The sequence below is a fragment of the Falsiroseomonas sp. genome, assembly GCF_041690465.1.
Taxonomy (GTDB): domain Bacteria; phylum Pseudomonadota; class Alphaproteobacteria; order Acetobacterales; family Acetobacteraceae; genus Falsiroseomonas.
Map to the genome: position 1 here is coordinate 335,337 of NZ_JAWLHG010000004.1, position 21,506 is coordinate 356,842.

17 protein-coding genes are annotated in these 21,506 nt (G+C 71.1%); 9 read left to right on the forward strand and 8 right to left on the reverse strand.

What is annotated here, in order from left to right:
* Positions 1 to 15: 15 nt before the first annotated feature.
* The 4 genes from ACESM1_RS07485 to ACESM1_RS07500 are packed head-to-tail and all read right to left on the reverse strand — an operon-like array spanning position 16 to position 5,549.
* The gene (locus ACESM1_RS07485; RefSeq protein ID WP_372619070.1) at positions 16 to 828 is read right to left on the reverse strand and encodes an ABC transporter permease; all 813 of its coding nucleotides are present in this window, start codon (positions 826 to 828) and stop codon (positions 16 to 18) included.
* Positions 825 to 1,721: an ABC transporter permease gene (locus ACESM1_RS07490; protein WP_372619071.1), complete on the reverse strand. Its 897-nt coding sequence runs from the start codon at positions 1,719 to 1,721 to the stop codon at positions 825 to 827. The genes ACESM1_RS07485 and ACESM1_RS07490 overlap by 4 nt, the downstream gene beginning before the upstream one ends.
* 3 nt (positions 1,722 to 1,724) lie before the next feature.
* Positions 1,725 to 3,458, reverse strand: coding sequence for a hydantoinase B/oxoprolinase family protein (locus ACESM1_RS07495; protein WP_372619072.1), 1,734 nt, complete (start codon positions 3,456 to 3,458; stop codon positions 1,725 to 1,727).
* A gap of 3 nt (positions 3,459 to 3,461) precedes the next feature.
* Positions 3,462 to 5,549 carry a hydantoinase/oxoprolinase family protein gene (locus tag ACESM1_RS07500; RefSeq protein WP_372619073.1) on the reverse strand — a complete coding sequence of 696 codons (2,088 nt, stop codon included), beginning with the start codon at positions 5,547 to 5,549 and terminating at the stop codon, positions 3,462 to 3,464.
* A 131-nt stretch (positions 5,550 to 5,680) separates the two neighbouring features.
* Between ACESM1_RS07500 and ACESM1_RS07505 the strand changes: the two genes are divergently transcribed.
* Positions 5,681 to 6,649 carry an NAD-dependent epimerase/dehydratase family protein gene (locus tag ACESM1_RS07505; RefSeq protein WP_372619074.1) on the forward strand — a complete coding sequence of 323 codons (969 nt, stop codon included), beginning with the start codon at positions 5,681 to 5,683 and terminating at the stop codon, positions 6,647 to 6,649.
* A 23-nt stretch (positions 6,650 to 6,672) separates the two neighbouring features.
* Here the strand turns inward: ACESM1_RS07505 and ACESM1_RS07510 are convergent, their stop codons facing one another.
* On the reverse strand, positions 6,673 to 7,533 hold the full coding sequence (locus ACESM1_RS07510; protein ID WP_372619075.1) for an oxaloacetate decarboxylase: 861 nt from the start codon (positions 7,531 to 7,533) through the stop codon (positions 6,673 to 6,675).
* Between the two features lie 59 nt (positions 7,534 to 7,592).
* On the opposite strand from ACESM1_RS07510, the gene ACESM1_RS07515 reads away from it, so the two are divergent.
* The 6 genes from ACESM1_RS07515 to ACESM1_RS07540 all read left to right on the forward strand — a co-directional run bounded on the left by ACESM1_RS07515 (position 7,593) and on the right by ACESM1_RS07540 (position 14,583).
* A complete protein-coding gene (locus tag ACESM1_RS07515) occupies positions 7,593 to 8,477 on the forward strand; it encodes an IclR family transcriptional regulator (protein ID WP_372619076.1) in 885 nt (294 codons plus the stop codon).
* A complete protein-coding gene (locus ACESM1_RS07520) occupies positions 8,474 to 9,760 on the forward strand; it encodes a 3-isopropylmalate dehydratase large subunit (RefSeq protein WP_372619077.1) in 1,287 nt (428 codons plus the stop codon). The genes ACESM1_RS07515 and ACESM1_RS07520 overlap by 4 nt, the downstream gene beginning before the upstream one ends.
* Positions 9,757 to 10,281, forward strand: coding sequence for a 3-isopropylmalate dehydratase small subunit (locus ACESM1_RS07525; protein ID WP_372619078.1), 525 nt, complete (start codon positions 9,757 to 9,759; stop codon positions 10,279 to 10,281). The genes ACESM1_RS07520 and ACESM1_RS07525 overlap by 4 nt, the downstream gene beginning before the upstream one ends.
* Positions 10,282 to 10,309: 28 nt before the next feature.
* Positions 10,310 to 11,314, forward strand: a complete 1,005-nt coding sequence (locus ACESM1_RS07530) for a Bug family tripartite tricarboxylate transporter substrate binding protein (RefSeq protein ID WP_372619079.1) — start codon at positions 10,310 to 10,312, stop codon at positions 11,312 to 11,314.
* 101 nt (positions 11,315 to 11,415) lie between these two features.
* Complete coding sequence (locus ACESM1_RS07535; RefSeq protein WP_372619080.1) at positions 11,416 to 13,746, forward strand: penicillin acylase family protein; 2,331 nt, start codon at positions 11,416 to 11,418, stop codon at positions 13,744 to 13,746.
* A gap of 54 nt (positions 13,747 to 13,800) precedes the next feature.
* Entirely contained in the window at positions 13,801 to 14,583 is a 783-nt protein-coding gene (locus ACESM1_RS07540) for an arginyltransferase (protein WP_372619081.1), read from the forward strand.
* A 118-nt stretch (positions 14,584 to 14,701) separates the two neighbouring features.
* Here the strand turns inward: ACESM1_RS07540 and parC are convergent, their stop codons facing one another.
* From parC to recO, 3 genes are all read right to left on the reverse strand, one after another.
* The gene (gene parC, locus ACESM1_RS07545; protein ID WP_372619082.1) at positions 14,702 to 16,945 is read right to left on the reverse strand and encodes a DNA topoisomerase IV subunit A; all 2,244 of its coding nucleotides are present in this window, start codon (positions 16,943 to 16,945) and stop codon (positions 14,702 to 14,704) included.
* Between the two features lie 186 nt (positions 16,946 to 17,131).
* Positions 17,132 to 19,162, reverse strand: a complete 2,031-nt coding sequence (locus tag ACESM1_RS07550; protein ID WP_372619083.1) for a cache domain-containing protein — start codon at positions 19,160 to 19,162, stop codon at positions 17,132 to 17,134.
* A gap of 42 nt (positions 19,163 to 19,204) precedes the next feature.
* On the reverse strand, positions 19,205 to 19,963 hold the full coding sequence (recO, locus tag ACESM1_RS07555; RefSeq protein WP_372619084.1) for a DNA repair protein RecO: 759 nt from the start codon (positions 19,961 to 19,963) through the stop codon (positions 19,205 to 19,207).
* A gap of 171 nt (positions 19,964 to 20,134) precedes the next feature.
* Between recO and ACESM1_RS07560 the strand changes: the two genes are divergently transcribed.
* Both ACESM1_RS07560 and ACESM1_RS07565 read left to right on the forward strand, forming a co-directional pair.
* Positions 20,135 to 20,725, forward strand: a complete 591-nt coding sequence (locus ACESM1_RS07560; protein ID WP_372619085.1) for a DUF882 domain-containing protein — start codon at positions 20,135 to 20,137, stop codon at positions 20,723 to 20,725.
* A gap of 67 nt (positions 20,726 to 20,792) precedes the next feature.
* The gene (locus ACESM1_RS07565) at positions 20,793 to 21,410 is read left to right on the forward strand and encodes a DUF6498-containing protein (protein WP_372619086.1); all 618 of its coding nucleotides are present in this window, start codon (positions 20,793 to 20,795) and stop codon (positions 21,408 to 21,410) included.
* The last annotated feature ends 96 nt before the right edge of the window (positions 21,411 to 21,506 follow it).

Consider the following 21,506-nt stretch of genomic DNA (forward strand, 5'->3'; position numbering starts at 1 on the left):
TGCCTGTTGTCAAACTCATGCGGAGCGATCGGCCCTGCGGCCGATCGCGAAGGCTGCCAGCGAGATGGCGGTGGAGACCAGGATGATCACCACCGCCATGGCCGGCAGGTGTGGTGCGATTTCGTCCACCACCAGCAGCCAGAATAACACCGGGATGGTCCGGTCATGGCCGCTGACGAAGACGGTGCGGATGAACTCGTCGAAGGATAGCGTAAAGGCGAACAACGCGGTCGCGATGATGGCCGGCCTCAGGATTGGCCAGACGACGTGGCGGAACACCTTCATCGGCGTTGCGCCGAGATCCATCGCCGCCTCCTCAAGCGTGCGATCGAAGCCGTGCACACGCGGGTAGAGCGTCAGGAAGGCGAAGGGCAGCACGTAGTTGACATGCGCCACCAGCACCGTTGTCCAGAGGTCGGACCGGATTTCGAAGTAGCCGAAGAAGATCAGCAGCACCACGCCGCCGACGATGCCGGGCAGCAGCACCGGCAGCAGGATCAGGTTCAGTACCAGCGACTGGCCTCGCACGCCATGCCGGAATCCGAGCGCGAGCAACAGCGCCAGCGAGGTGGAGAGCACACCTGCCGCGGCACCGACCGCCATGGAATTGCCGAAGGCCGCCAGCAGGTCCGAGGAGCCGATCACCTGCTCGTACCACTTCACCGTCGCGCCCCGCAGCGGGAAGCCTGTCGCCGTGCTGTCGTTGAAGGACAGCACCAGGATCACCAGCAGCGGCAGATAGAGGAACAGCAGGAAGGCGCCGGTATAGAGGCCGAGCGCCGCACGCCACCAGCGATATGGGTCGCGCGGGCGCGGGGCGGCGCTCACTTCTTCCCTCCGGTAAAGACCTCGGCAATGCCGATCCAGCGGCCCGCGACCAAAAGCAGCACACCGACAATCGCCACCAGCGTGACCGAAAGCGCGGCGCCGAGCGCCCAGTTGTTGTTGGACAGGAACTGCGACGCGATCATGTTGCCGAGCATGATGCCGGACGTACCGCCAAGCAGCCGTGGCGTGACATAGGCCGAGACCGCCAGCAGGAACACCATGATGCTGCCCGAAAGCACGCCCGGCCATGACAGCGGCAGCACGACGTGGCGGAACGTCTGCCACGGCCGCGCCCCGAGATCGGCCGAGGCCTCCAGCAGCTTCGGATCGATACGCCCGAGCGAGAGGTAGATCGGTAGCGTCATGAACAGCGTGTAGACGTAGACGAGACCGAGGTAGACCGCGCCCTCGTTGTACAGCAGCCACTCGATCGGCGTCTCGACGACGCCGAGCGACATCAGCGACTGGTTTATGAGCCCGTTGCGCCCAAGGATCGGCAGCCACACGAAGGTGCGCACCACGTAGCTGATCCAGAACGGCACAAAGACAGCCACCAGGCAGATCGCCCGCCAAGCCCCGCGACGCGTCGCCAGGAACCATGCAAGCGGGTAGGAAAACACGAGTGAAAGCAGCGTGGTCAGCGCCGCCATCCTGAGCGTCTTGACGATCAGATCGAGATAGAGGGGTTCCTCGACGATGCGCACATAGCTGTCGAAGACGAAATCGGGCGTGGTGCCGAAGATGGAGGAGCGCCAGAACGACACCGCAACCATGAACATCACCGGCGCGAGGCCGAATACCAGCAGCCACGCCACGCCTGGCAGCATTAACCAGAACGGCTGGCCGATCGGCCGCACGCCGGGGAAGGGTCGGAGGCGCCGTTCGGCGGGCATCGGTCAACCAGCTCCTGCCGCGCCGCGCAACGCGCGCGTCGCCGCCTCGTCCACCGCTGTCGCGCCGGGATCCAGCGCAACGCCATAGTCGCGGCGGGCGGCTTCCACGCTCACCTTGCCTTCGCGCACATCGGCCAGCACCGCGGCAGGATCCCGCTGAAATGGCGCGCCATAACCACCGCCGCCGCCGAGTGTGAACTTCAGCCGGTCCCCGGCATGCAGCCGCCGATAGATGCCATGCTCGGCCGGCGCGCCATTCACCCACAGCCCGCCGCCACGCCCGGCCTGGCCGCCGACGCGGCCAGCGATCGGGAAGCTGCCGTCCTCAGTACGTCCGTTCAGCCGCACGGAGGTTTCGATGTAGCCGCCGAGCAGGTCGGCATCGAGCACCTCGAACTCGACCTCCTGGCCGAAGCCGCCGCGGAAGCGGCCCGGGCCGGCGCTGTCGGTCACCAACTCCTTGCGGCGATAGACGATCGGCGCCTCGCGCTCTGTCACCTCCACGGGGATGTTCGCGGTATTGTTCGGGAAGCAGAGGGTCGGCCAGCCATCCTGCCGCACGCTGCCGCCGAAGCCGCCGGAATGCTGCGAGATCGCGAGGAAGCTGCGCCCGTCCCGCCACCGGCCGTGCAGGTACATCTCGTTCGCCGGGCAGCCGCCATTGCCGCCGAGCACGGCCTCCGGCAGCACCTGTTCCAGCGCGCCGTAGATCACCTCCGGCAGCAGGTGGGAGATCATGGTGCGGCCCCAGGTCGAGGCCGGCGGGCGGCTGTTCACCGCCGTGCCCTCAGGCGCGACGATGGTAATGACACGCATGCAGCCGTCGTTGTTCGGCACCTCCGGGTCGAGCGCCAGCTTGATCGGGTAGGCACTGTAGGACCGCGTCATGTTGAGCGTGCAGTTCACCGCAGCACGCACCTCGCCGGAGGTGCCGGAGAAGTCGATCGTCACATGGTCGCCGGCGATGGTCAGCGCGACGCGGATCAGGATCTGCTCGCCGGTGACAGGCAGCGGCGGCAGAAGCGCTTCGCTGCGCCAGGTGCCCTTCGGCAGCCGCGCGATCCTGGCGCGCAGGCTGCGCTCGCTGCGCGCGGTGATCTCCGCGCCCAGCTCGCCCAGGTCCTCGAGGCCGGTCTCCTCCAGCATCGCCACCAGGCCGCGCGTGCAGACATTGTTGGCGACGAGTTGCGCACGAAGGTCGCCCAGAACCTTTTCCGGCACGCGGATATTGGCGCGGATGAACTGGAAGATCGCGTCGTTGAGCCGCCCACCCTCGTAGAGCTTCATGATGGGGATCTTCAGCCCCTCCTCGTACATGTCCTTCGATTCCAGCGTGGACATGCGCCCGCCCATGTCGAGGTGATGGACGATGCAGAGGGTGAAGCCGACAATCTGCCCCTTGTGGAAGATCGGCGAGGCAACCGAGATGTCGATCAGGTGTCCGCTGGCAGCCCAGGGATCGTTGGTGATGATGACATCGCCCGGTTGCAGCGTTTCCGCCGGGAAGACCCTCAGGAAGTTTCGCATCACCTCCGGCACGATGCCGAGGAAGCCGGCGGTGGTGACGGTGGAATGCGCCAGCATGTCCGCGCGCGCGTCGAACACCGCGCAGCAGAAATCGTGGTACTCCTTGACAGAGGGCGTGTAGGCGGTGCGGATCAGGCCCTGCGCGGCCTCGTCCACGATGGCAACCAGGCGGTTCCACAGCACCTGCACGGAGACGGCATCGAGGCGCATCGCTCAGCCCTCCTCTGCCGCGCCGCGGGCGGCCAGGTCAATGATCAATGCGCCGGATGCGTGCACGCGAAGCCTGTCGCCACGGGCGATCACGGTGGTGGATTCGCGCTCCTCGATGATGGCGGGACCGGTGATCACCTGGTCGAGCGCCAGGGTCTCGCGCCGGTACACCGGCGTCGGCTCGAAGCGCTCCGTATCGTGCTGCCAAGCCGGGCGGGAGGCGGAGGACACGCCCGGCGCGCCGGCGCGCGGCGCCGGAAGGTTCGGCGGGGGCTGCGATTGGCGGGCTTCCACCCGCAACGCAGCGATCTCGATCGGATTGTCGTCATCCACCTTGCCGTAGAGCGCCTCGTAGGCGGCGGTGAAGCTGGCCTCAAGGCGCTCCGCCAAGCCCGCATCCGCCTCGCCGGTGATCGGAATCTCCAGCGCGTGGTCCTGGCCGTGATAGCGTAGATCGGCGCTGCGACGGATCTCGGGCGTGGAATTCGGCGGCAGCAGCGCCATCGCTTCCCTCCTCAACTCGTCCAGCTCGTGCGCCACCGCGGCGACGTCGAGCCCGATTACCCGGCGGTTCACCGGGCGGCTGCGCTCGAAGGCGATTGGCGCGGCGAGCAGCCCGAGCGAGGACATCACGCCCGCCAGCGGCGGCACCACCACGCGCGCGCAGCCCAACCTTCGCGCCAACCCCACCGCATGCACCGGGCCCGCCCCGCCTGTGACCACCAGCGCGAGCGAGGCGGGCGACTTGCCCTTGTCCGCGACGTAGACGCGCCCGGCCGCCGCCATGGTCTCGTTGACGATGGCGTGGATGCCGGCCGCCGCGCGCGGCATGTCGAGCCCTGCGGGTTCCGCGACACGCGCCGTGATCGCAGCCTCCGCGCGCCCGCGGTCCAACTGCATGTCGCCGCCAAGGAAGAAAGCCGGATTCAGGTAGCCGAGGGCCAGGTCGGCATCGGTCACGGTCGGCGCCTCGCCGCCTAGGCCGTAGCAGGCCGGCGCAGGGTCGGAGCCCGCACTTTCCGGTCCCACGCGGATAAGGCCCAGATCGTCCACTCGTGCGATGGAGCCTCCGCCCGCGCCGATCTCCAGCAGGTCGTAGACCGGCACGGCGACAGGCATGCCGCTGCCCGCCTTGAAGCGGTGCACGCGGTCCACCTCGAAGTGCCGCGTCCGGGCGGCACGGCCTTCCTCGACCAGGCAGAGCTTGGCGGTGGTGCCGCCCATATCGAAGGCGAGCAGCGAGGACAGGCCGAGCCGCCCGCCGAAGTAGATGGCCGCCTCCACGCCGGCCGCCGGTCCGCTTTCGACGATTCGCACCGGGAAGCGCTTTGCCGTCTCCGCCGTCGCCGTGCCGCCATTCGACAGCATCATGAACAGCGGTCGCGCATAGCCCTGCCGGGCAAGGCCATCGGAAAGACGATCCAAATAGCTCGCGGTCAGACGCTTTACGTAGGCATCGACCACGGTGGTCGAACTGCGCTCATATTCCTTCGGCTCGGGATGGACCGCATGCGAGAGCGACAACTCTGCGCGCGGCAATTCCTCCGCCAGGATCTCCGCGATGCGCTGCTCATGGGCGGGATTCGCATAGGCATGCAGCAGGCAGACGGCCACCGCCTCCACGCCCTCGGCACGGAAGAGGCGCGCGGCATCGCGCACATCCGCTTCCGCCAGCGCCTCCAGCACACGGCCATCGGCCAGCACGCGTTCGCGCACGCCGATGCGGAGATGGCGCGGCACGAGCGGCTCGGGGTAGCGGATGAACATGTCGAACAGGTCGTAACGGACCTCGCGCCGCATCTCGATCACGTCGCGGAATCCCGCGGTGGTGATCAGCGCCGTGCGTGCGCCGCGCCGCGTCAGGATCGCGTTGGTTACCAGCGTCGTCGCATGGATCACGCCGGCCGCTGCGGCCAGGAAAGACGGGCGCTGCGCCGCCAGTGCGGCGATGCCGCGGAACACCGCCTCCTCCGGCGCGTGAGGCGTCGTCAACACCTTGGCCGCCAGCACGTCGCCGCCCGCCGCGTCCACCAGGACGAAGTCGGTGAAGGTGCCGCCGATATCGATGCCGAGCCTGTGGCCTGCCGTCATGCCTGCGCCGTCGCTGTGCTGGTTCGGGACTGGACGCGGGCGGGCAGCGGTGCAGGATCGGCACCGCCGGCCAATGCCGCAGGGAGACACGCCATGCCCGATCCGAAGATCGCCACGAGGGGAAAGGTCCGATGAGCGTACTCGTGGTCGGCGCCAGCGGCTTCGTGGGGCTCGCCCTCGTCGAGCACCTTCTGGCGCGTGGCGATGCCGTGGTCGCGGCGGATATCGAGGCCCCGCCGCCGCGCGCCGCGCGCGAACTGCCGGCGCTGCCCGGCCGGCTGCTCGCTGTCGAGCGGCTGGACGTGACGGACGCCGAGGCCTACGCCGCGCTCGTCGCCCGCCACCGGCCGCGCGCCATCGTGCATCTCGCCGCGATGACGCCGCTCGGCCGCGTGCCGCCCTCGCTCGCGCGGCGCACCGCGGAGGTCAACGTGCTCGGGCCGCTCAATGCGGTCGTTGCCGCCGAGGCGCTGCCGGGGTGCTTCCTCGTCGCCACCTCCTCCGGCTCGGTGTTCGGCGCGGCCGGCTTCGATGCGCCGGTGCTCGACGCCACCATCCGCCCCGATCCGCGCACGCCTTACGGCGTCGCAAAGTTGGCCGGCGAGCGGATGAGCCTGCTCGCCGCCGCGGAAGGCGGCGTGCCGATCGCCGTCGTGCGGCTCTCCTCCGTGTTCGGGCGGTGGGAGCGCGCCACCCCCGCGCGCCCCGTCGCCTCGCCGCTGCTGCGCCTGACGGAACGCGCGCTCGCCGGGCAGCGGGCGGTGGTCGCGGATGCGGGACCGCGCGACTTCATCTACTCCGTGGATGTCGCCGCCGGGCTGGCGAGCCTGGTGGATCACGCCAAGCCGGCCGCGCAGCCGCTGCACCTCGCCCCCGGGATCGTCTGGTCGCTGGCCGATTGGTGCGCCGGCCTGGCGCGCCATGTGCCGGGCTTCACCTGGAAGCTCGATCGCGCCGACCCCGAGGGCGAATCCGCATCGAATGGCCGGGCGCCGATGGAGACCGAAGCGCTCGCCGCGCTCACCGGCTTCCGCGCGAACTTCGACATGGAGCGCGCGATGGAGGATGACCTCGCCTGGCGGCGCGCCGCGAGCGACTGAGCCGCGCTGCGCCACCGCGGGCATCACGCCTCCCCCCTGGCCCAGCGTGCTTCCGCTTCCATCAGCGCGACCGTCCCCACCACGCCGTCGCGCAAGGCTGAGGGCGCCATTCGCGCCGCCATGCTTCGTCCATCGCCGTCGCGAAGCACGGCGGCGAAGGCCGCGTCCATCGCCGCGATCGCGGCGCGCTGCGCATCGCCGGGATAGATGACGATCGCGAATCCAAGCGCGGCGAGCCGCGAAGGCGGCAGCGGCAGGCCGTGCGCGCTCATGCTGGCGTTCAGCAGCTGCGGCACGCCGGGCAGCGCCGCCGCCGCCGCCTCGATCGCCGCCGCATCCTCCAGCCCTTCCACGAAGGCGATGTCGGCCCCCGCGGCGAGATAGGCGCGCATCCGCGCCAGCGCCGCATCGAGCCCTTCCGGCTTCACCGCATCGGTGCGCGCGATGATCAACGGCCCACCGCCCGCTTCCTCGACCGTCGCGCGGGCGGCGCGCAGCCGTGCCAGCATCTCCGCCTGCGGCACCACCGCAACGCCTTCAAGCAGGCCGCAGCGCTTCGGAAAGGGCTGGTCCTCGATGTGCAGCGCGGCGACGCCGAGCCGCGCATAGCGCCGCACCGCGTGTGCCAGGTTGAGCAGCCCGCCATAGCCGGTGTCGGCATCGGCGATCACCGGCGCGTTGCCCGCACCCTCCACGATCTCGCAGACGCGCGCTTCCATCTCCGCGAGGCCGATGATGCCGAGATCGGGCTGGCCCGCCGCGCGGGCGATCGCGCCACCGCTCGCATGCAGCGCGGCTGCGCCTGCGCGGATCGCAAGCCGGGCCGAGAGCCCATCCCACACGCCAGGCGCCAGCACCGGCAGGCCGTCCGCGCTGGCCGCCATCAAGCTGCGCAACCTGTCCGCGGCCGCGAAGGCCATCGCCTCGTCCGCCCCTTCTCCTGGTGCCCTGTACCGCCCACCGCCTGCCCCCCCCCCGGCTTGATCGCCGGGGCGGTGTTCGGTATTTCGAACACTGTCCGGAAACGAGACTGAAGGGGAGGTCGAGGCTGGTCAAGTCCGCCACCAGGGCGCTGGATGTGCTGGAACTGCTCGCTGCCCGGCCGGAGGCGATGTCCCATGGCGACATCGCGCGCGCGCTGCGCATCCCGAAGAGCAGCCTCACCGACCTGCTCGCCACGCTGGAACAGCGCCACTACGTCGCGCGCGAGGGCAGCGGGACCGCGGAACGGATCCGCCTCGGCCCCGCCGTGCTTGGCCTTGCCGGCGTGCTGCTGCGCCGCACCGACGTGACGCGGCTGGCGCAGCCAGTGGTGGCGGCGCTGATGACCCGCACCGGCGAATCCGCCGCACTCGTGGTGCGCCAGGGCACCGAGGTCGTCGTGGTCTGCAAGGAGAACTGCAACCACCCGATCCTCTACTCGCTGCAGCTGGGCGAGCGCGGGCCGGTGAACGCCTCTGCGGGTGGCAAGGCCATCCTGGGCCTGATGCCGGCCGCGGAGGTCGAGACCATCCTCGCCGCCGGGCCGCTGCCGCGGCTGACGCCGCGCACCGTGACGGATCCAGCCGCGCTGAAGCGCGAACTCGCCGCAGTCGCGCGCGAGGGCATCGCCTACAGCCGTGAGGAAATGATCGAGGGAATCGTCGCCATGGGCCATGCCGTGCTGGACGCCACCGGGCGACCCTGCGCAGGACTTTCGGTCGGCGTGCCGAAGGTGCGCTTCACCCGCGAGAAGGAGAAGCTGCTCGCCGAAGCGCTGCGCGCTGCGGCGGCCGACATCTCCGCCATGCTGGGCTGGCGCGGCGAGTTGAGGAGGGCAGCCGCATGAGGGGCGGACAGACCATCACGGAGAAGATCCTCTCGCGCATCTGCGGCCGCCGCGTGATGGCGGGCGAGGTGGTGATGCCGGAGGCGGAACTCATCACCGTCCATGACTGGTACACGGTCAACGCCTTCCGCACGCTCGACGATTTCGGCGTGACAAAGCTGCATGATGCAGCGCGCGTGCTGCTGGTGACGGACCACGAGCCGCTTGCCGTCTCACCGCAGGCCTTCGCGCGGCAGCACGCCGTGCGCGGCATCGCGCAGCGCTTCGGCGTGGCGCATCGCGATGCCGGCCGCGGCGGACTCGGCCATGTCTTCCCGGTCGAGGAAGGGCTGGTGACGCCCGGCATGTTCATCTTCGCCTATGACCCGCATGTGACCAACTACGGCGCCGTCGGCGCGCTCGGCGTTGCGGTGCTGACGGAGATCCCCGAAGTGCTGGCCTGCGGCTCCGTCTGGCTGCAGGTGCCGGAGACCCTGCGCGTGGAGATCACGGGCGCCCTCCCCTTCGGCGTCTTCGCGCGCGATGCGGCACAGAAGCTGATCGGCAGCCATGACGCCGCGCTGTTCGAGGATGCGGTGGTCGAATATGGCGGGCCGGGCCTCGCCTCGCTCGGCATGGATGCGCGGCACACGCTGTGCAACACACCGGTCGAGCTCGGTGCCGTCTCCTCGATCGTGGAGTCGGACGCGCTGTGCATGGCGTATGCGAAGGCGCGGGCCCAGCGGCCGATCCATGCCGTGCTGCCCGATGCGGGCGCGAGCTACCGCACGCGCATCACGCTCGATCTCTCCGCGCTCGCGCCGCAGGTTGCGCTGCCGCCGACGCCGGACAATGTGGTGGACGTGACCGAGGCCGCGGGCAAGCCGATCGGCCACGCCTTCATCGGCTCCTGCGCCTCCGGCATGCTGGATGACCTGCGTGTCGCCGCGGCGGTGCTGCGCGGGCGGCAGGTGGCGCCGGGCGTGCGCATGATCGTCACGCCGGCGACGCAGCAGGTGGCGGCCGATGCGGCGGCCGAGGGCCTCATCGAAGTCTTCATGCGCGCCGGCGCGATGGTGACCGCGCCCGGCTGCGGCGTCTGCGCCGGCGGGCGGATCGGCGGCGTCACGGCGGGCGAGCACTCGATCGGTACTGGCACGCGCAACGAGCCGGGGCGGCTTGGCGCACATGAGGCGGTGCTGCACATCGCCGGGCCCGCGACCGTCGCGGCTTCCGCCGTCGCCGGCAGCATCGCCGATCCGCGCCCCTTCCTGCGCGAGGCGGCCTGGGGGATGGCAGCATGAGCGACCTCACCCTGCGGGGCCGGGCCTGGGTCTATCCGGACAATGTCGCCATCGATGGCGACCTGATGGCGCTGGAGTGGGCGCTGAAGCGCGAGACCCGGCCGGAGGTGCTGCGCGAGCATGTCTTCGCTGGCCTCGATCCCGGTTTCCCGAACCGCGCGAAGCCCGGCGATATCGTCGTCGGCGGACGGCGCTTCGCGCAGGGCAACCCGCATATCCAGGGCATGATCGGGCTGAAGGGCTGCGGCGTCGGCCTGGTTGCGGAGAGCATTCCGATCGGCTCCTTCCGCAACGCGCTGGCCGCCGGCCTGCCGGTGCTGCCGCGCTGCCCTGGCGTGCGCGCGATGTTTGCCAATGGCGAGGAGATCGAGGTGGATTTCGCCGCCGCACGTGTCCGCAACCTGACGAAGGGCACGGAAGCGACCTTCGCGCCGCTCGGCGAGCATCTGCTGGCAATGCTGCGCGCCGGTGGATGGGGGCCGATGTTCCGCCGTCGCCTCGATGCGACGGCGCCAGCGTGAAACCGACCGCAAGGGGGAAAGACCAACGATGACGAAGCCACCGCCTCTGACACGCCGCCATGCCCTGGCCGCCGCAGCAGCCCTCGCCACCCTGCCGGCGCCGCGCGCTCTGGCCCAGGCCTATCCCGCCCGCCCGGTGCGCCTGGTGGTGCCCTTCCCGCCGGGTAACACTTCCGACATCCTCGCGCGGATGGTGGCGGAAGAGGTGCAGAAGCGCCTCGGCGCGACCATCGTGGTGGAGAACCGCCCCGGTGCATCCGGCGCGCTCGGCGTGCAGGCGGTGACGGGCGCACGGCCCGATGGGCTGACGCTGCTGGTCACGACGCAGTCGCCAATCGTGGTCAACCCGCCGCTGCTGAAGAACCCGCCCTACGATCCGGTGCGGGACCTCTCGCCTGTCGCGCTGTTCGCGCGCACCGGCTTCATCCTGATCGCTGCGCCGGACTTCCCGGCGAACACCATGGCGGACGCCGCGCGCGTGCTGCGCGCCGCCCCGGCCGGAACCTACAGCGCCGCCAATCCGGGTCTCGGCACGATGAGTCACCTGGCGATGGCGCTGATCGGCCTGGCGTTGGGAACCCAGGTGGTGTCGGTGCCCTATCGGGGCAGCGCGGCGGCGCTGGTGGATGTGACGGCGGGCCGTGTGCCGCTGATGATCGACGGCTTCAACTCCGCCGTCCCGCAGGTTCGCGGCGGCAAGGCGAAGGCGCTGGCCGTGGTGGCGCGCCGTCGCTCGCCGCTGGTGCCCGATGTGCCGAGCATGGCGGAGGCCGGCGTGCCGGAATTGGCGGAGATCGAGGCCTTGTCCTGGACCGGGTTGCTCGCCCCGGCCGGCACGCCGCCGGAGGTCGCGGGCTGGTGGACCGCGGCACTGCGCAGCGTGATGGGCGATGCCGCCGTCGTGGCGAAGCTCGCACAGACCTTCATCGAGGCGGTGCCGCCCGTCTCGGCCGAGGCCTTTGCCCAGGAGATCGCCGCCGACCTCGCCAAGTGGACGCGCGTGGTGCGGGAGGCGCGGATCGAGCAGCAATAGGCTGCGCCGCCAGGCGAAGCGACCGGGTCCGGCGCCTTGCGCACCGGGCTCGTGCTGCGCCGGGCTTCCCAAGCCGGCCGCGCCGGTCCACCTGAGCGGTGATGCGCGCCCTCCTCCAATTCGCCGGCCGGCTGCTCGGACTGGTGGTCGTCCTCGCCACGCTCGGCGGCGCCTTTGCCGTCTGGCTGGTGTACATCGCGCTGCCTGATGCGCGCGAAGAGCTGACGATCCAAGGCCTCTCCGCGCCCGTCACGATCACCCTGGACGATGACGGCATCCCGCGGATCACCGCGCGCAGCGAGCGCGATGCGGCGGTGGCCATCGGCTACCTGCACGCCCGAGACCGCATGTTCCAGATGGACGCGATGCGTCGCAGTGCACAGGGCAGGCTGGCCGAGATCGCTGGCCCCTCCGCGCTCCGGCTCGACCGCTTTTCCCGCACGCTCGGCCTGGCGCAGCGGGCCGAGGCCGACCTTGCGGCGCTGTCGCCGGAGACGCGCGACCTGCTGCAGGGCTATGCGGATGGCGTGAACGCGCTGCTCGCGGTGCGCGGCCGCCTCGCGGCACCGGAGTTCCTCGTCCTTGGCGAACCGGAGCCCTGGCGGCCGGAACACTCGCTGCTCTGGGCCAAGACCATGGGCCTCTGGCTTTCCGGCTCCTGGCGGCGCGACCTCGAACGCGCGCGGCTGGCGCAGCTGCTGCCACCGGAGCGCTTCCGGCTGCTCTGGCCGGAGGATCGCAGCCCGGGCCGGCTCGACCTCGCCGCCGCGCCGCTCCAGGGCATCCTGGCGCAGGTGCCGGTGTTCGGCGAAGACGCGCCGCTTCCCGCCACCGCCTCCAACGCCTGGGCGGTGGCGGCCACGCGCTCGGCTTCCGGCGCGCCCTTGCTGGCCACCGATCCGCATCTCGGCTTCCAGGCGCCGATCCTGTGGTACCTGCTGCGCGTGGACCTGCCGGAGGGGCGGTTCCGGGCCGGGGCGACCGCGCCGGGCGTGCCGATCATGGTGATCGGGCGCAACGAGAAGCTGGCCTGGGGCTTCACCACCACCCATTCCGACACCCAGGACGTTTTCATCGAGCGCGTGCTCGGCCCCGACAGCTACGCCACGCCGGAGGGCCCGCGGCGCTTCGCCATCCGCGAGGAGCGCATCGCCGTGCGCGGCCGGGAAGAACCGGAGATCCTGCGCGTGCGGGAGACGCGGAACGGTCCGGTGGTCAGCGACCTCGACCCCGCCGCCGGCATGCCGGCCGATACCGTGCTGGCGGTGGCGATGGCGAACCTCGCGAGCGGCGACACCGCCGCCGATGGGCTGCTGGCACTGAACCGCGCCACCACCCTGGCCGAGGCACGCGCCGCCGCGGCGCTGATCTCAAGCCCACCGCAGAACCTGATGGTGGCCGAAGCCGCCGGCGGCATCGCACAATACCTGGTCGGCCGCACGCCGGTGCGGCGCTCCGGCGATGGCACCGTACCGGTGCCGGGCTGGGACGGCGCGGCGGATTGGGTCGGCTTCGTGCCCTTCGATGCCATGCCGCATGTGGAGAACCCACCGACCGGCCTGCTGGCGGCGGCGAACAGCCGCCCGGCGCCGCAGGACCACCCGGTCTTCCTCGGCCGCGACTGGTTCGGCGACTGGCGCCTGCGCCGCATCGGCGAGTTGCTCGAAGCGCGGCGCCGCCACGACGCCGCCGGTTTCGCCGCCATGCAGAACGACGTGGTCTCACTGTTCGCGCGGGAGGTGCTTCCCACGCTGCTTGCGATCACGCCGAGCGCCGAGGCGGCGCACGCCCATGCGCTGCTGCGCGACTGGGACGGAGCGATGCACGCCGATGCGCCGCAGCCGCTGATCTTCCACGCCTGGCTGCGCGCCTTCCGCCGCCTGGCGCTGGAAGAGGCCGGTGCAGCGGCGGCCGAGGATACGGTCGGCGCGGAATTCCTCCGCTTCCTGCTGCATCGGGATGGCCGCAGCCAGGCCTGGTGCGGGCCGGATCGCTGCGCCGGCACGCTCGCCCGCGCGCTGGACCAAGCGGTCGGCAGCCTCGCGGAACACCACGGCGGCGATCCCGCCGCCTGGCGCTGGGGCAAAGCGCATGTCGCGCGCTTCGAGCACCCGCTGCTGCGCTTCGTCCCGGTGCTGGGCGCCCTCACCCGGCTGGAAGCGGAGACCGGCGGCGATGGCGAGACGATCGCCCGCGGCGGCTTCCGCGACTCCGGCGAGTCGACCTTCGCCCATGTGCACGGGCCGGGCCTGCGGGCGGTCTTCGACCTGGCGGACCCGGACGGGGTTCTGGCGATGACCGCCACCGGCCAGTCCGGGCACCCGCTGTCGGACAACTGGGACAGCCTTCTGCAACGCTGGCGGGACGGCGACGTTCTGCGCCTGGGCCGCCAGGCAAGCCGCGAGGCGGGCCGCATCGTCCTGACCCCCTGAGAGCGTCCATGGTTGATTCGCGGCGACGGCGGGCGGAGACTAGGTAGACAAGCCATGCTCCACCGCGCAGCCCGCCGACCGCAGTTCTTCTACACCACCGCGCCCCTGCCCTGCCCCTATCTGCCGGGAAGGACGGAGCGGAAGATCGTGACCGAGCTTGCGGGCTCGGAAGCCGAGACGCTGCACGACCGGCTCTCCCGTGCCGGCTTCCGCCGCAGCCACAACATCGCCTATTCCCCGGTCTGCCCGGGCTGCCGCGCCTGCATCCCGATCCGCATCGTGGCCGGCGCCTTCCAGCCCGACCGATCGCAGCGGAAGATCATGCGGGCCAATGCGGACCTGACGGCCTATGAGATGCCGGCCCGCGCCTCGGCCGAGCAATTCGCGCTGTTCCAGCGCTACCAGTCGGCCCGGCACGGCGATGGCGACATGGCCGCGATGGGCTTCTACGACTACCGCGCCATGGTGGAAGACACACCGATCACCACCGGCGTGGTGGAGTTCCGCGACGGCAGCGGACGGCTGGTCGGCGCCTGCCTGACCGACTGGCTCTCCGACGGTCTCTCGGCAGTCTATTCGTTCTACGAGCCGGACGAGCCGCGGCGCAGCCTCGGCACCTATGCGATCCTCTGGCTGGTTGCCCGCGCGCGGGCGGTTTCGCTGCCCTATGTGTACCTCGGCTACTGGGTGCCGGAGAGCCGGAAGATGAACTACAAGGCCCGCTTCCGGCCGAGCGAGGCGCTCGCTGGCGGCCTGTGGCGCGTGCTGCCCGAACATGCGGACGCGCCGGCAGAGGCGGCCGAGGCCGGGCAGGAGAAGCTCTCCGTAACCGGCTGACGGGCGAACCGCCTGGAAGTTGTCGCCGCAGTCGGGCCTCCACCCGCCCGCCTCGCGCGGGCCCCTCCCCCGAAGACGGGGGGAAGGGATGCGGGCGCAACCTGCCGCCGAAAATCTCCTATTCGAACCGGTTGCTGCGCGGGAAGCCGTTCGGGGGCATCTTCCCCGCGCCCGCCCGGTTGCCGCGCCAGTCCTTCAACTCGGTCTCCACCCGCACGCGGTCGCCGAGCTTCCAGGAAAGCCCCTCCTTCCGGGTGAACACCTTGGCGTCGGCCAGCCCGCCATCCTTGTAGGCCTGCAGCTGCACGCCACGCCCGCGGGCCATCTCAGGCACTTGGTCCAGCGGGAAGATCAGCAGCTTACGGTTGTCGCCCACCACCGCGACCGTGTCGCCTTCGGCCGGCGTGCAGACGCAGGCTTCCCTGCCCGGCTCCACCAGCATCACCTGCTTGCCGGTGCGCTTCTCCGCCAGCAGGTCGGTGCCCTTCACCACGAAGCCCTTGCCGTCGGTCGAGGCGAGCAGCCACTTCGCTCCCTCGGCGTGGACGAACATTTCGACCACCGCGTCCTCGTTGGTCATCTCCACCATCAGCCGCAGCGGCTGGCCGTCGCCGCGGCCGCGCGGGATGGCGTCGGCCTTCAGCGTGTACGCCTTGCCGCTGGTGGCAAACAGCACGATCCGGTCGGTGGTCATCGCATGGACCGCCAGGTGCAGCGCATCGCCCTCCTTGAAGCGGAGCTCGGCATCGGCCGGCAGGTGGCCCTTCTGCGCGCGGATCCAGCCCTTCTCCGACAGGATGACGGTGATCGGCTCCTTCTCCACATGCGCGAGCACGTCCACCACCACATCGGGCAGCGCCTCGCCCGGCGTGGTGCGGCGGTTGCCGAGCGCGCCGGCACCGAATTTCTGCCGGGTCGCCTCCAGCTCCTCGCCGATCGCGTCCCAGCGGGCCTTCTCGCTCTTCATCAGGCCCTGCAGCTTCTTCTGCTCCGCCGAGAGCTTCCTGTGCTCCTTGCGGATCTCCATCTCCTCGAGCCGGCGCAGGGCGCGCAGGCGCATGTCGAGGATCGCGTTGGCCTGCACCTCCGTCAGCGAGAAGGTCGCCATCAGCGCCTCCTTCGGCTTGTCCTCCTCGCGGACGATGCGGATCACCTCGTCGAGGTTCAGGTAGACGATGAGATAGCCGTCCAGGATCTCGAGGCGCCGCGCGATGGCGGCGAGGCGGTGCTCGGTGCGGCGCACCAGCACGACGTGCCGATGGTCGAGCCAGGCCCGGAGAACTTCCTTCAGCCCCATCACGCGTGGCGTGCGGTCGGCGTCCAGCACGTTCATGTTGAGCGGGAAGCGGCTTTCCAGCGCGGTCGCGCGGAACAGCGTCTCCATCATCACCTTGGGGTCCACGGTGCGCGATTTCGGCTCCAGCACCAGGCGGACCACGTCCGTGCTCTCGTCGCGCACATCGCCAAGCAGCGGCAGCTTCTTCTCCTCCATCAGCTGCGCAATCTGCTCGATCAGGCGGGACTTCTGCACCTGGTAGGGGATCTCGGTGACGACGACCTGCCAGGTGCCGTTCTTCAGCGGCTCGACATCCCATCGCGCGCGATGTCGGAAGCCGCCGCGGCCGGTCGCATAGGCCTCGCGAATCGCTTCCCGCGATTCCACAAGGATGCCGCCGGTCGGGAAGTCGGGGCCGGGGACGTGCCGCAGCAGCGTATCGAGCGATGCCTGCGGATCGCGCACCAGCTCCAGAGCGGCAGCGCAGAGCTCGCCCGCATTGTGCGGCGGGATGGAGGTGGCCATGCCGACCGCAATGCCGGCGGCGCCATTCGCCAGCAGGTTGGGGAAGGCCGCCGGCAGCACCAGCGGCTCCTTCTCCTCGCCGTCATAGGTGGCGCGGAAATCGACCGCGTTCTCCTCGATGCCGTCGAGCAGAGCCTGTGCAACTTCGGTCAGCCGCGCTTCGGTGTAGCGCATGGCCGCGGCGTTATCGCCGTCGATGTTGCCGAAATTGCCCTGGCCTTCCACCAGCGGATAGCGCGCGGCGAATTCCTGCGCCTGGCGCACCAGCGCCTCATAGATCGAGCTGTCGCCATGCGGATGGTATTTGCCCATCACGTCGCCGACGATGCGGGCGCACTTCTTGAAGCCGGCGGTCGGATCCAGCTTCAGCTGATGCATGGCGTAGAGCAGCCGCCGATGCACCGGCTTCAGCCCGTCCCGCACATCCGGCAGCGAACGGCTGACGATGGTGGACAGCGCATAGGCGAGATAGCGTTCTGACAGCGCATCGGCGAGCTTCGTCTCGCGGGAGGCGCCGCCATCGCCCCCGCCCGGGGGCAAGGTCGTGAGGTCGTCGGGCATCGGCTTCTATTCGTGCTTCGTTCTCATGCCGCGCTTCTAGACCATCATCGGCGCCGATAGAAGCGCCATGCCCTAGATCCTTGTTCCGACGTGTGGTTCACGCCTCCGACCGGTCCAGCTTCCCGGGATCGGGCCTCAGCCGACCGCGCCACGCCCGTGGAGGGATTGTGCGCCCCTCCCCGATCGTCATGCCGCCGCGGCCTGGGGGGCGGCGGGCAGCGCCACCAACACCTGGTCCACCAGCGCCAGCGTTGCGGGATCCTGGCGGAAGGCGAGGGCAAGCCGGTCGCGCTCCAGCCTGGCGACCCGCGCGCCCAGCGGATGCCGCACGCCCGGCAGTTCGAGCAGCACTTCGGTGCCGGGCGCCAGGTCCGGCGCGCGCAGCAAGGCAAGCCCGCCGCGCGAGATGTCCGCCACCTCGAAGCTCGCCTCCGGCCGGCCCGGCGCGCGCACCCGCACCTGCAGGCCATTGCCGGGCACCCGTTCGTAACGGCGCCGGTCCCCCTCCTCGCCGCGCATGGCGGCGAGGAACTGGTCCACCTCCTCGCGCAGCGCGCCGGCGACGCGGGTGACCTCGTCGGCGGTGACGAGCACGGTGCGGGCATTCGCCTCCGCACCGCCGACCGCTTCCTGCACGCCACGCATCATCGTCGCGGCGCCGTCGTTCTGGCGCGTCACCACCTGCACGCTGCCGGCGATCTCGCGCGTTGCCGCGCCCTGCTGCTCCACCGCGGCGGCGATCGCCGAGGCCACCTCGCTGACCTGCGCGATGCGCTCGCTGACCTCGCGCACCGCGCCGACGGCCTGCCCGGTCACCGCCTGCATGGCGTTGATCTGCACGCCGATCTCCTCGGTCGCCTTCGCCGTCTGCACCGCGAGCTGCTTCACCTCGGAGGCGACGACGGCAAAGCCCTTGCCCGCCTCTCCGGCGCGGGCGGCCTCGATCGTGGCGTTGAGCGCGAGCAGGTTGGTCTGCCGCGCAATGCCGGAGATCAGGCTGACCACCTCGCCGATCTGCGCCGCCGCGTCGGAGAGGCCGCGCACAGTGCCATCCGTGGCGCGCGCCTGGCCATCGGCCTCCCGCGCCATGCTGGCGGCGGTGGCAATCTGGCGGGTGATCTCGCTGATGCTGGCCGTCAGCTGCTCGGTCGCGGCGGCGACGGAGGAGAGATTGCGTGCACTTTCCTCGGCGCCGGCGGCGGTGGCGGTGGCGGAGCCGCGGGTGGCCTCCACGGTGCGCGCCATCTCGTCGGCAGCCTTCCGCATCGCCCCGGCGGAGTTGCCGAGCGTGCCCATGACGCCGGAGATCGAGGCGCCGAAATCCTGGGTGTGCCGGTCGAGCGCCGCCTGGCGGCGGTCGCGCTTCATGCGGTCGGCGGTGGCGGCCTCCTCCAGCGCCCGGGCGCGCCGCGATTCGGCGCGCAGCGCCTCCAGCGCGCGGGCCAGCACGCCGCATTCGTCGCCACGCTCCGTGCCCGGCACCGCCAGGTCGAGCTCGCCGGCGGCGATCCGCCGCGTCGCCTCGGTGGCCGCGGCCAGCGGGCGGATGATGCCGCGGGCGAGCACCGCGACCAGACCGAACAGCAGCGCCGCCGCCGCCGCCACCTCCGCGACCGCGGTCCAGATGGCCGCGCGCTGCGCCGCGCGCAGGTCGTCCACATAGACGCCGGTGCCGATCACCCAGCCCCAGGGCTCGAAACCCTGCACCCAGGAGAGCTTCTCGACCGGCGCCGCAGCGGCCTGCGCCGCGCCCGGGCGCGGCCACATGTAGCCGACGATGCCGGCGCCCTCGCGCCGCACCGCCTCGACGAAGGCGGGGAACAGTGCGAAGCCGGTCGGGTCGCGCAGCCCGGCAACGTCCCGCCCTTCAAGGTCCGGCCGGAACGGATGCATCACGACACGCGGCTGCATGTCGTTGATCCAGACATACTCCTCGCCGCCATAGCGGATGCCGCGCACCGCCTCGGCGGCCAGGCGCTGCGCCTCGGCACGCGGCAGGCGGCCGGCCTGCTCTTCCGCCGCGTAGCGCGCGACGATGCCGGACGCGGCCTCCGCCACGCTGCGCAGCATGGCGATGCGGTCCTCCTCCAGGTCGCGGATGCGGGCGTAGTTGGACGCCGCGGCGACCACCAGCACGGCGACCAGGCCGACCAACGTGATCAGATGCAGGCGGAACGTCAGTGAAGGCTGGCGAAAGCGGCGAAGTGCAGGCGGCATGGCGGGGTTCCAGTCGGGCGGCGCCACCCTGCCGCATCCGGCTTAACCGCCGCTTGATGCGCCGCCCGATCCCGCGTCCACCAGCACCGCGACGCGATCGGCCAGCATCTCCCGCGCCGAGGGGAGCGGCCGGTGCTGCGTGCCGAACACGTCGCGGGCAAGGAAATGGCCGGTCAGCCGCAGCCCCGCCATCCAGTCGGCCGGCCCCGAAGGCCCCTGGCCGAGCAGGAAGGGCGGCAGCGTCAGCAGCCGGTCGCGCCATTCCCCCGCCGCCGCCGCCGAGACGGCGCGGCCGGTGCGCGGCGAGACGAAGGCCAGCTCCTCCTGCGTGCCGCTCACGGCGCAGCGGGCGAGATCGAGGCCGTAGCCGAGATCGGCCAGCAGGTCCGCCTCCCACCGCACCAGTTCCGGCACGGCCGGCTCGGCGCCGCGGGCCAGCGTGGCGATCAGCGCGACGAGGCCGCGGAAGACGCGCGGATGCGGCTCGCGTTCGGGCAGCGCGCCCTCCGCCACGCTGGTCGCGCCGCGCAGCACGGCGAGCGACAACGGATCCTCCATGGCGAGCGCGGCGGCAGGATGCACCAACTCGCCGGAGAGCGCGCCGAGCTGGTCGGCCAGCCGCGCCATCCACTTCGCCTCCACCAGGTTGCCCGGCTGCCAGATGGGCGCCTGCGCGCGGGAAGCGCCGCCCTTGGCAAGGCCGGCGTGCCGCCCGTGCTCCTCGGTCAGCAGCGTGACCACGGCAGCGGCCTCGCCATGCAGGCGAACATCGAGCACCACGGCCGGGGCCTGCCATTCCATGCGGCATGGCGTTCCATATCCCGCGCCCGCGATCAAGCACGCGGCCGAGGTTCAGCATCCCGGCAGGGATCTTCGCCGTCTGGTTTCGGCTGAACCGATCGTGTGTGGAATGCAGCGGGCAAAGCGAAAAGCGGCGTCGCGCCACCCTTCCGCGGCCGTTAGAGCAGCGACATGCGACGTGCTCTTCTCCTCGGCGGTGCAACCGCCCTCGCCACCCTCCTCCTCCCGTCCCGTTCGCACGCCACGCAGGCGAGGCGGCTCACGCTGCGCCACGCCGGCAGCGGCGCGCGCTTCGAGGGCATATGGCATGACGGCCGCGCGCCGGATCGCTCGGCCATGGCGGAGCTCTCGCAGGTGCTGGCGGACCCGGGCGCCAAACCCGCTCGGGCCTTCGATCCCGATGCGATCGAGATCGTCTGGCAGATCGCCACGCGCACCCGGCTCGATCCGGTGCTCGACGTGCATTCCGGCTACCGCACGCCGAGCGTGAACCGCGCGGTGCATGGTGCCGGCGACAGCCAGCACCTGCGCGCCTCCGCGCTCGACATCGGCGTCCCGGCCGGGCGGCTGCCCGCGGTTTCGGAGGCGGCGCTGAAGCTGGCGCTCGGCGGCGTCGGCGTCTATCGCCGGCGAGGCTTCGTGCATCTCGACAGTGGACCGGTCCGGCACTGGAGCGACGGCGGCACCGCCCGCCGGACGGTCTCCGCGCGCGAGCGGCAGCTGGACCGTATGGCGGAGGCTTGGCAGCGCGGCGCGCGCTGACCCGGCTTCGCGCGCGCCGGCGCGGCCGGCATTGCACGCCCGCGGTGCCTGCCGGACACTGGCAGGCATGCGCAACGAACGGCCATCCCTGGCGCTCTCGACCGCGACGCTGGTGCTGGCGAATCTGGTGCCGCTGGGCGGCGCCCTGCTCGGCTTCTGGGCTACCTACGACCTGATCCTGCTGTTCTGGGCCGAGAACGTTGTGATCGGTCTGCTGCAACTGCTGCGCCTGGTCGTGCTGGCCGCCAGGCGGCGCGACTGGTCGGCCGCCGCGCTGGCTCCCTTCTTCGCCTTCCACTACGGGCTGTTCACCTTCGGGCACGGCGCCGCGGTGGTGAACCTGCTGGCACCGCCCGGGGAGGCGAGGTTGGCCGATGCCGTCATGCTGCTGCTCTCGCCGGCGGGGCTACTCTGGGCGCTGCTGCCCCTGGCTGCGAGCCACGCCATTTCCTTCGTCGTCAACTTCCTCCGCGGCGGCGAGTGGCGCGATGCGGAGCCGCGCACGCTGGTGGGCCAGCCCTACAGCCGCGTCGTCGTGCTGCACCTGGCGGTCCTGCTTGGCGGCGCGGTCGTGATGGCGCTCGGCGAGCCGATCGCGGCGCTGGTGCTGCTGGTGGCGCTGAAGATCGCGATGGACGTCCGTGCGCACCGGCGCGAACACGCCGCAGCGCTCAACGCCGGCTAGACCCGAGTTGCCCGGACTGTGTCCGGGCAACTCGGGTCTAGCCCTTTCGAGCCGGCGATTCACGCCCTGGCGTGCCCGCCCGCGGCGTCCACACTC

Bases quoted from the DNA above. Each gene is read 5' to 3' on its own strand.
- ACESM1_RS07535 (WP_372619080.1), top strand. From the start codon at position 11,416: ATGCGCGCCCTCCTCCAATTCGCCGGCCGGCTGCTCGGACTGGTGGTC.
- ACESM1_RS07490 (WP_372619071.1), bottom strand. From the start codon at position 1,721: ATGCCCGCCGAACGGCGCCTCCGACCCTTCCCCGGCGTGCGGCCGATC.
- recO (WP_372619084.1), bottom strand. From the start codon at position 19,963: ATGGAATGGCAGGCCCCGGCCGTGGTGCTCGATGTTCGCCTGCATGGC.
- parC (WP_372619082.1), bottom strand. From the start codon at position 16,945: ATGCCCGACGACCTCACGACCTTGCCCCCGGGCGGGGGCGATGGCGGC.
- ACESM1_RS07550 (WP_372619083.1), bottom strand. From the start codon at position 19,162: ATGCCGCCTGCACTTCGCCGCTTTCGCCAGCCTTCACTGACGTTCCGC.
- ACESM1_RS07520 (WP_372619077.1), top strand. From the start codon at position 8,474: ATGAGGGGCGGACAGACCATCACGGAGAAGATCCTCTCGCGCATCTGC.
- ACESM1_RS07495 (WP_372619072.1), bottom strand. From the start codon at position 3,458: ATGCGCCTCGATGCCGTCTCCGTGCAGGTGCTGTGGAACCGCCTGGTT.
- ACESM1_RS07540 (WP_372619081.1), top strand. From the start codon at position 13,801: ATGCTCCACCGCGCAGCCCGCCGACCGCAGTTCTTCTACACCACCGCG.
- ACESM1_RS07510 (WP_372619075.1), bottom strand. From the start codon at position 7,533: ATGGCGGCCAGCGCGGACGGCCTGCCGGTGCTGGCGCCTGGCGTGTGG.
- ACESM1_RS07500 (WP_372619073.1), bottom strand. From the start codon at position 5,549: ATGACGGCAGGCCACAGGCTCGGCATCGATATCGGCGGCACCTTCACC.
- ACESM1_RS07565 (WP_372619086.1), top strand. From the start codon at position 20,793: ATGCGCAACGAACGGCCATCCCTGGCGCTCTCGACCGCGACGCTGGTG.
- ACESM1_RS07505 (WP_372619074.1), top strand. From the start codon at position 5,681: ATGAGCGTACTCGTGGTCGGCGCCAGCGGCTTCGTGGGGCTCGCCCTC.
- ACESM1_RS07560 (WP_372619085.1), top strand. From the start codon at position 20,135: ATGCGACGTGCTCTTCTCCTCGGCGGTGCAACCGCCCTCGCCACCCTC.
- ACESM1_RS07530 (WP_372619079.1), top strand. From the start codon at position 10,310: ATGACGAAGCCACCGCCTCTGACACGCCGCCATGCCCTGGCCGCCGCA.
- ACESM1_RS07525 (WP_372619078.1), top strand. From the start codon at position 9,757: ATGAGCGACCTCACCCTGCGGGGCCGGGCCTGGGTCTATCCGGACAAT.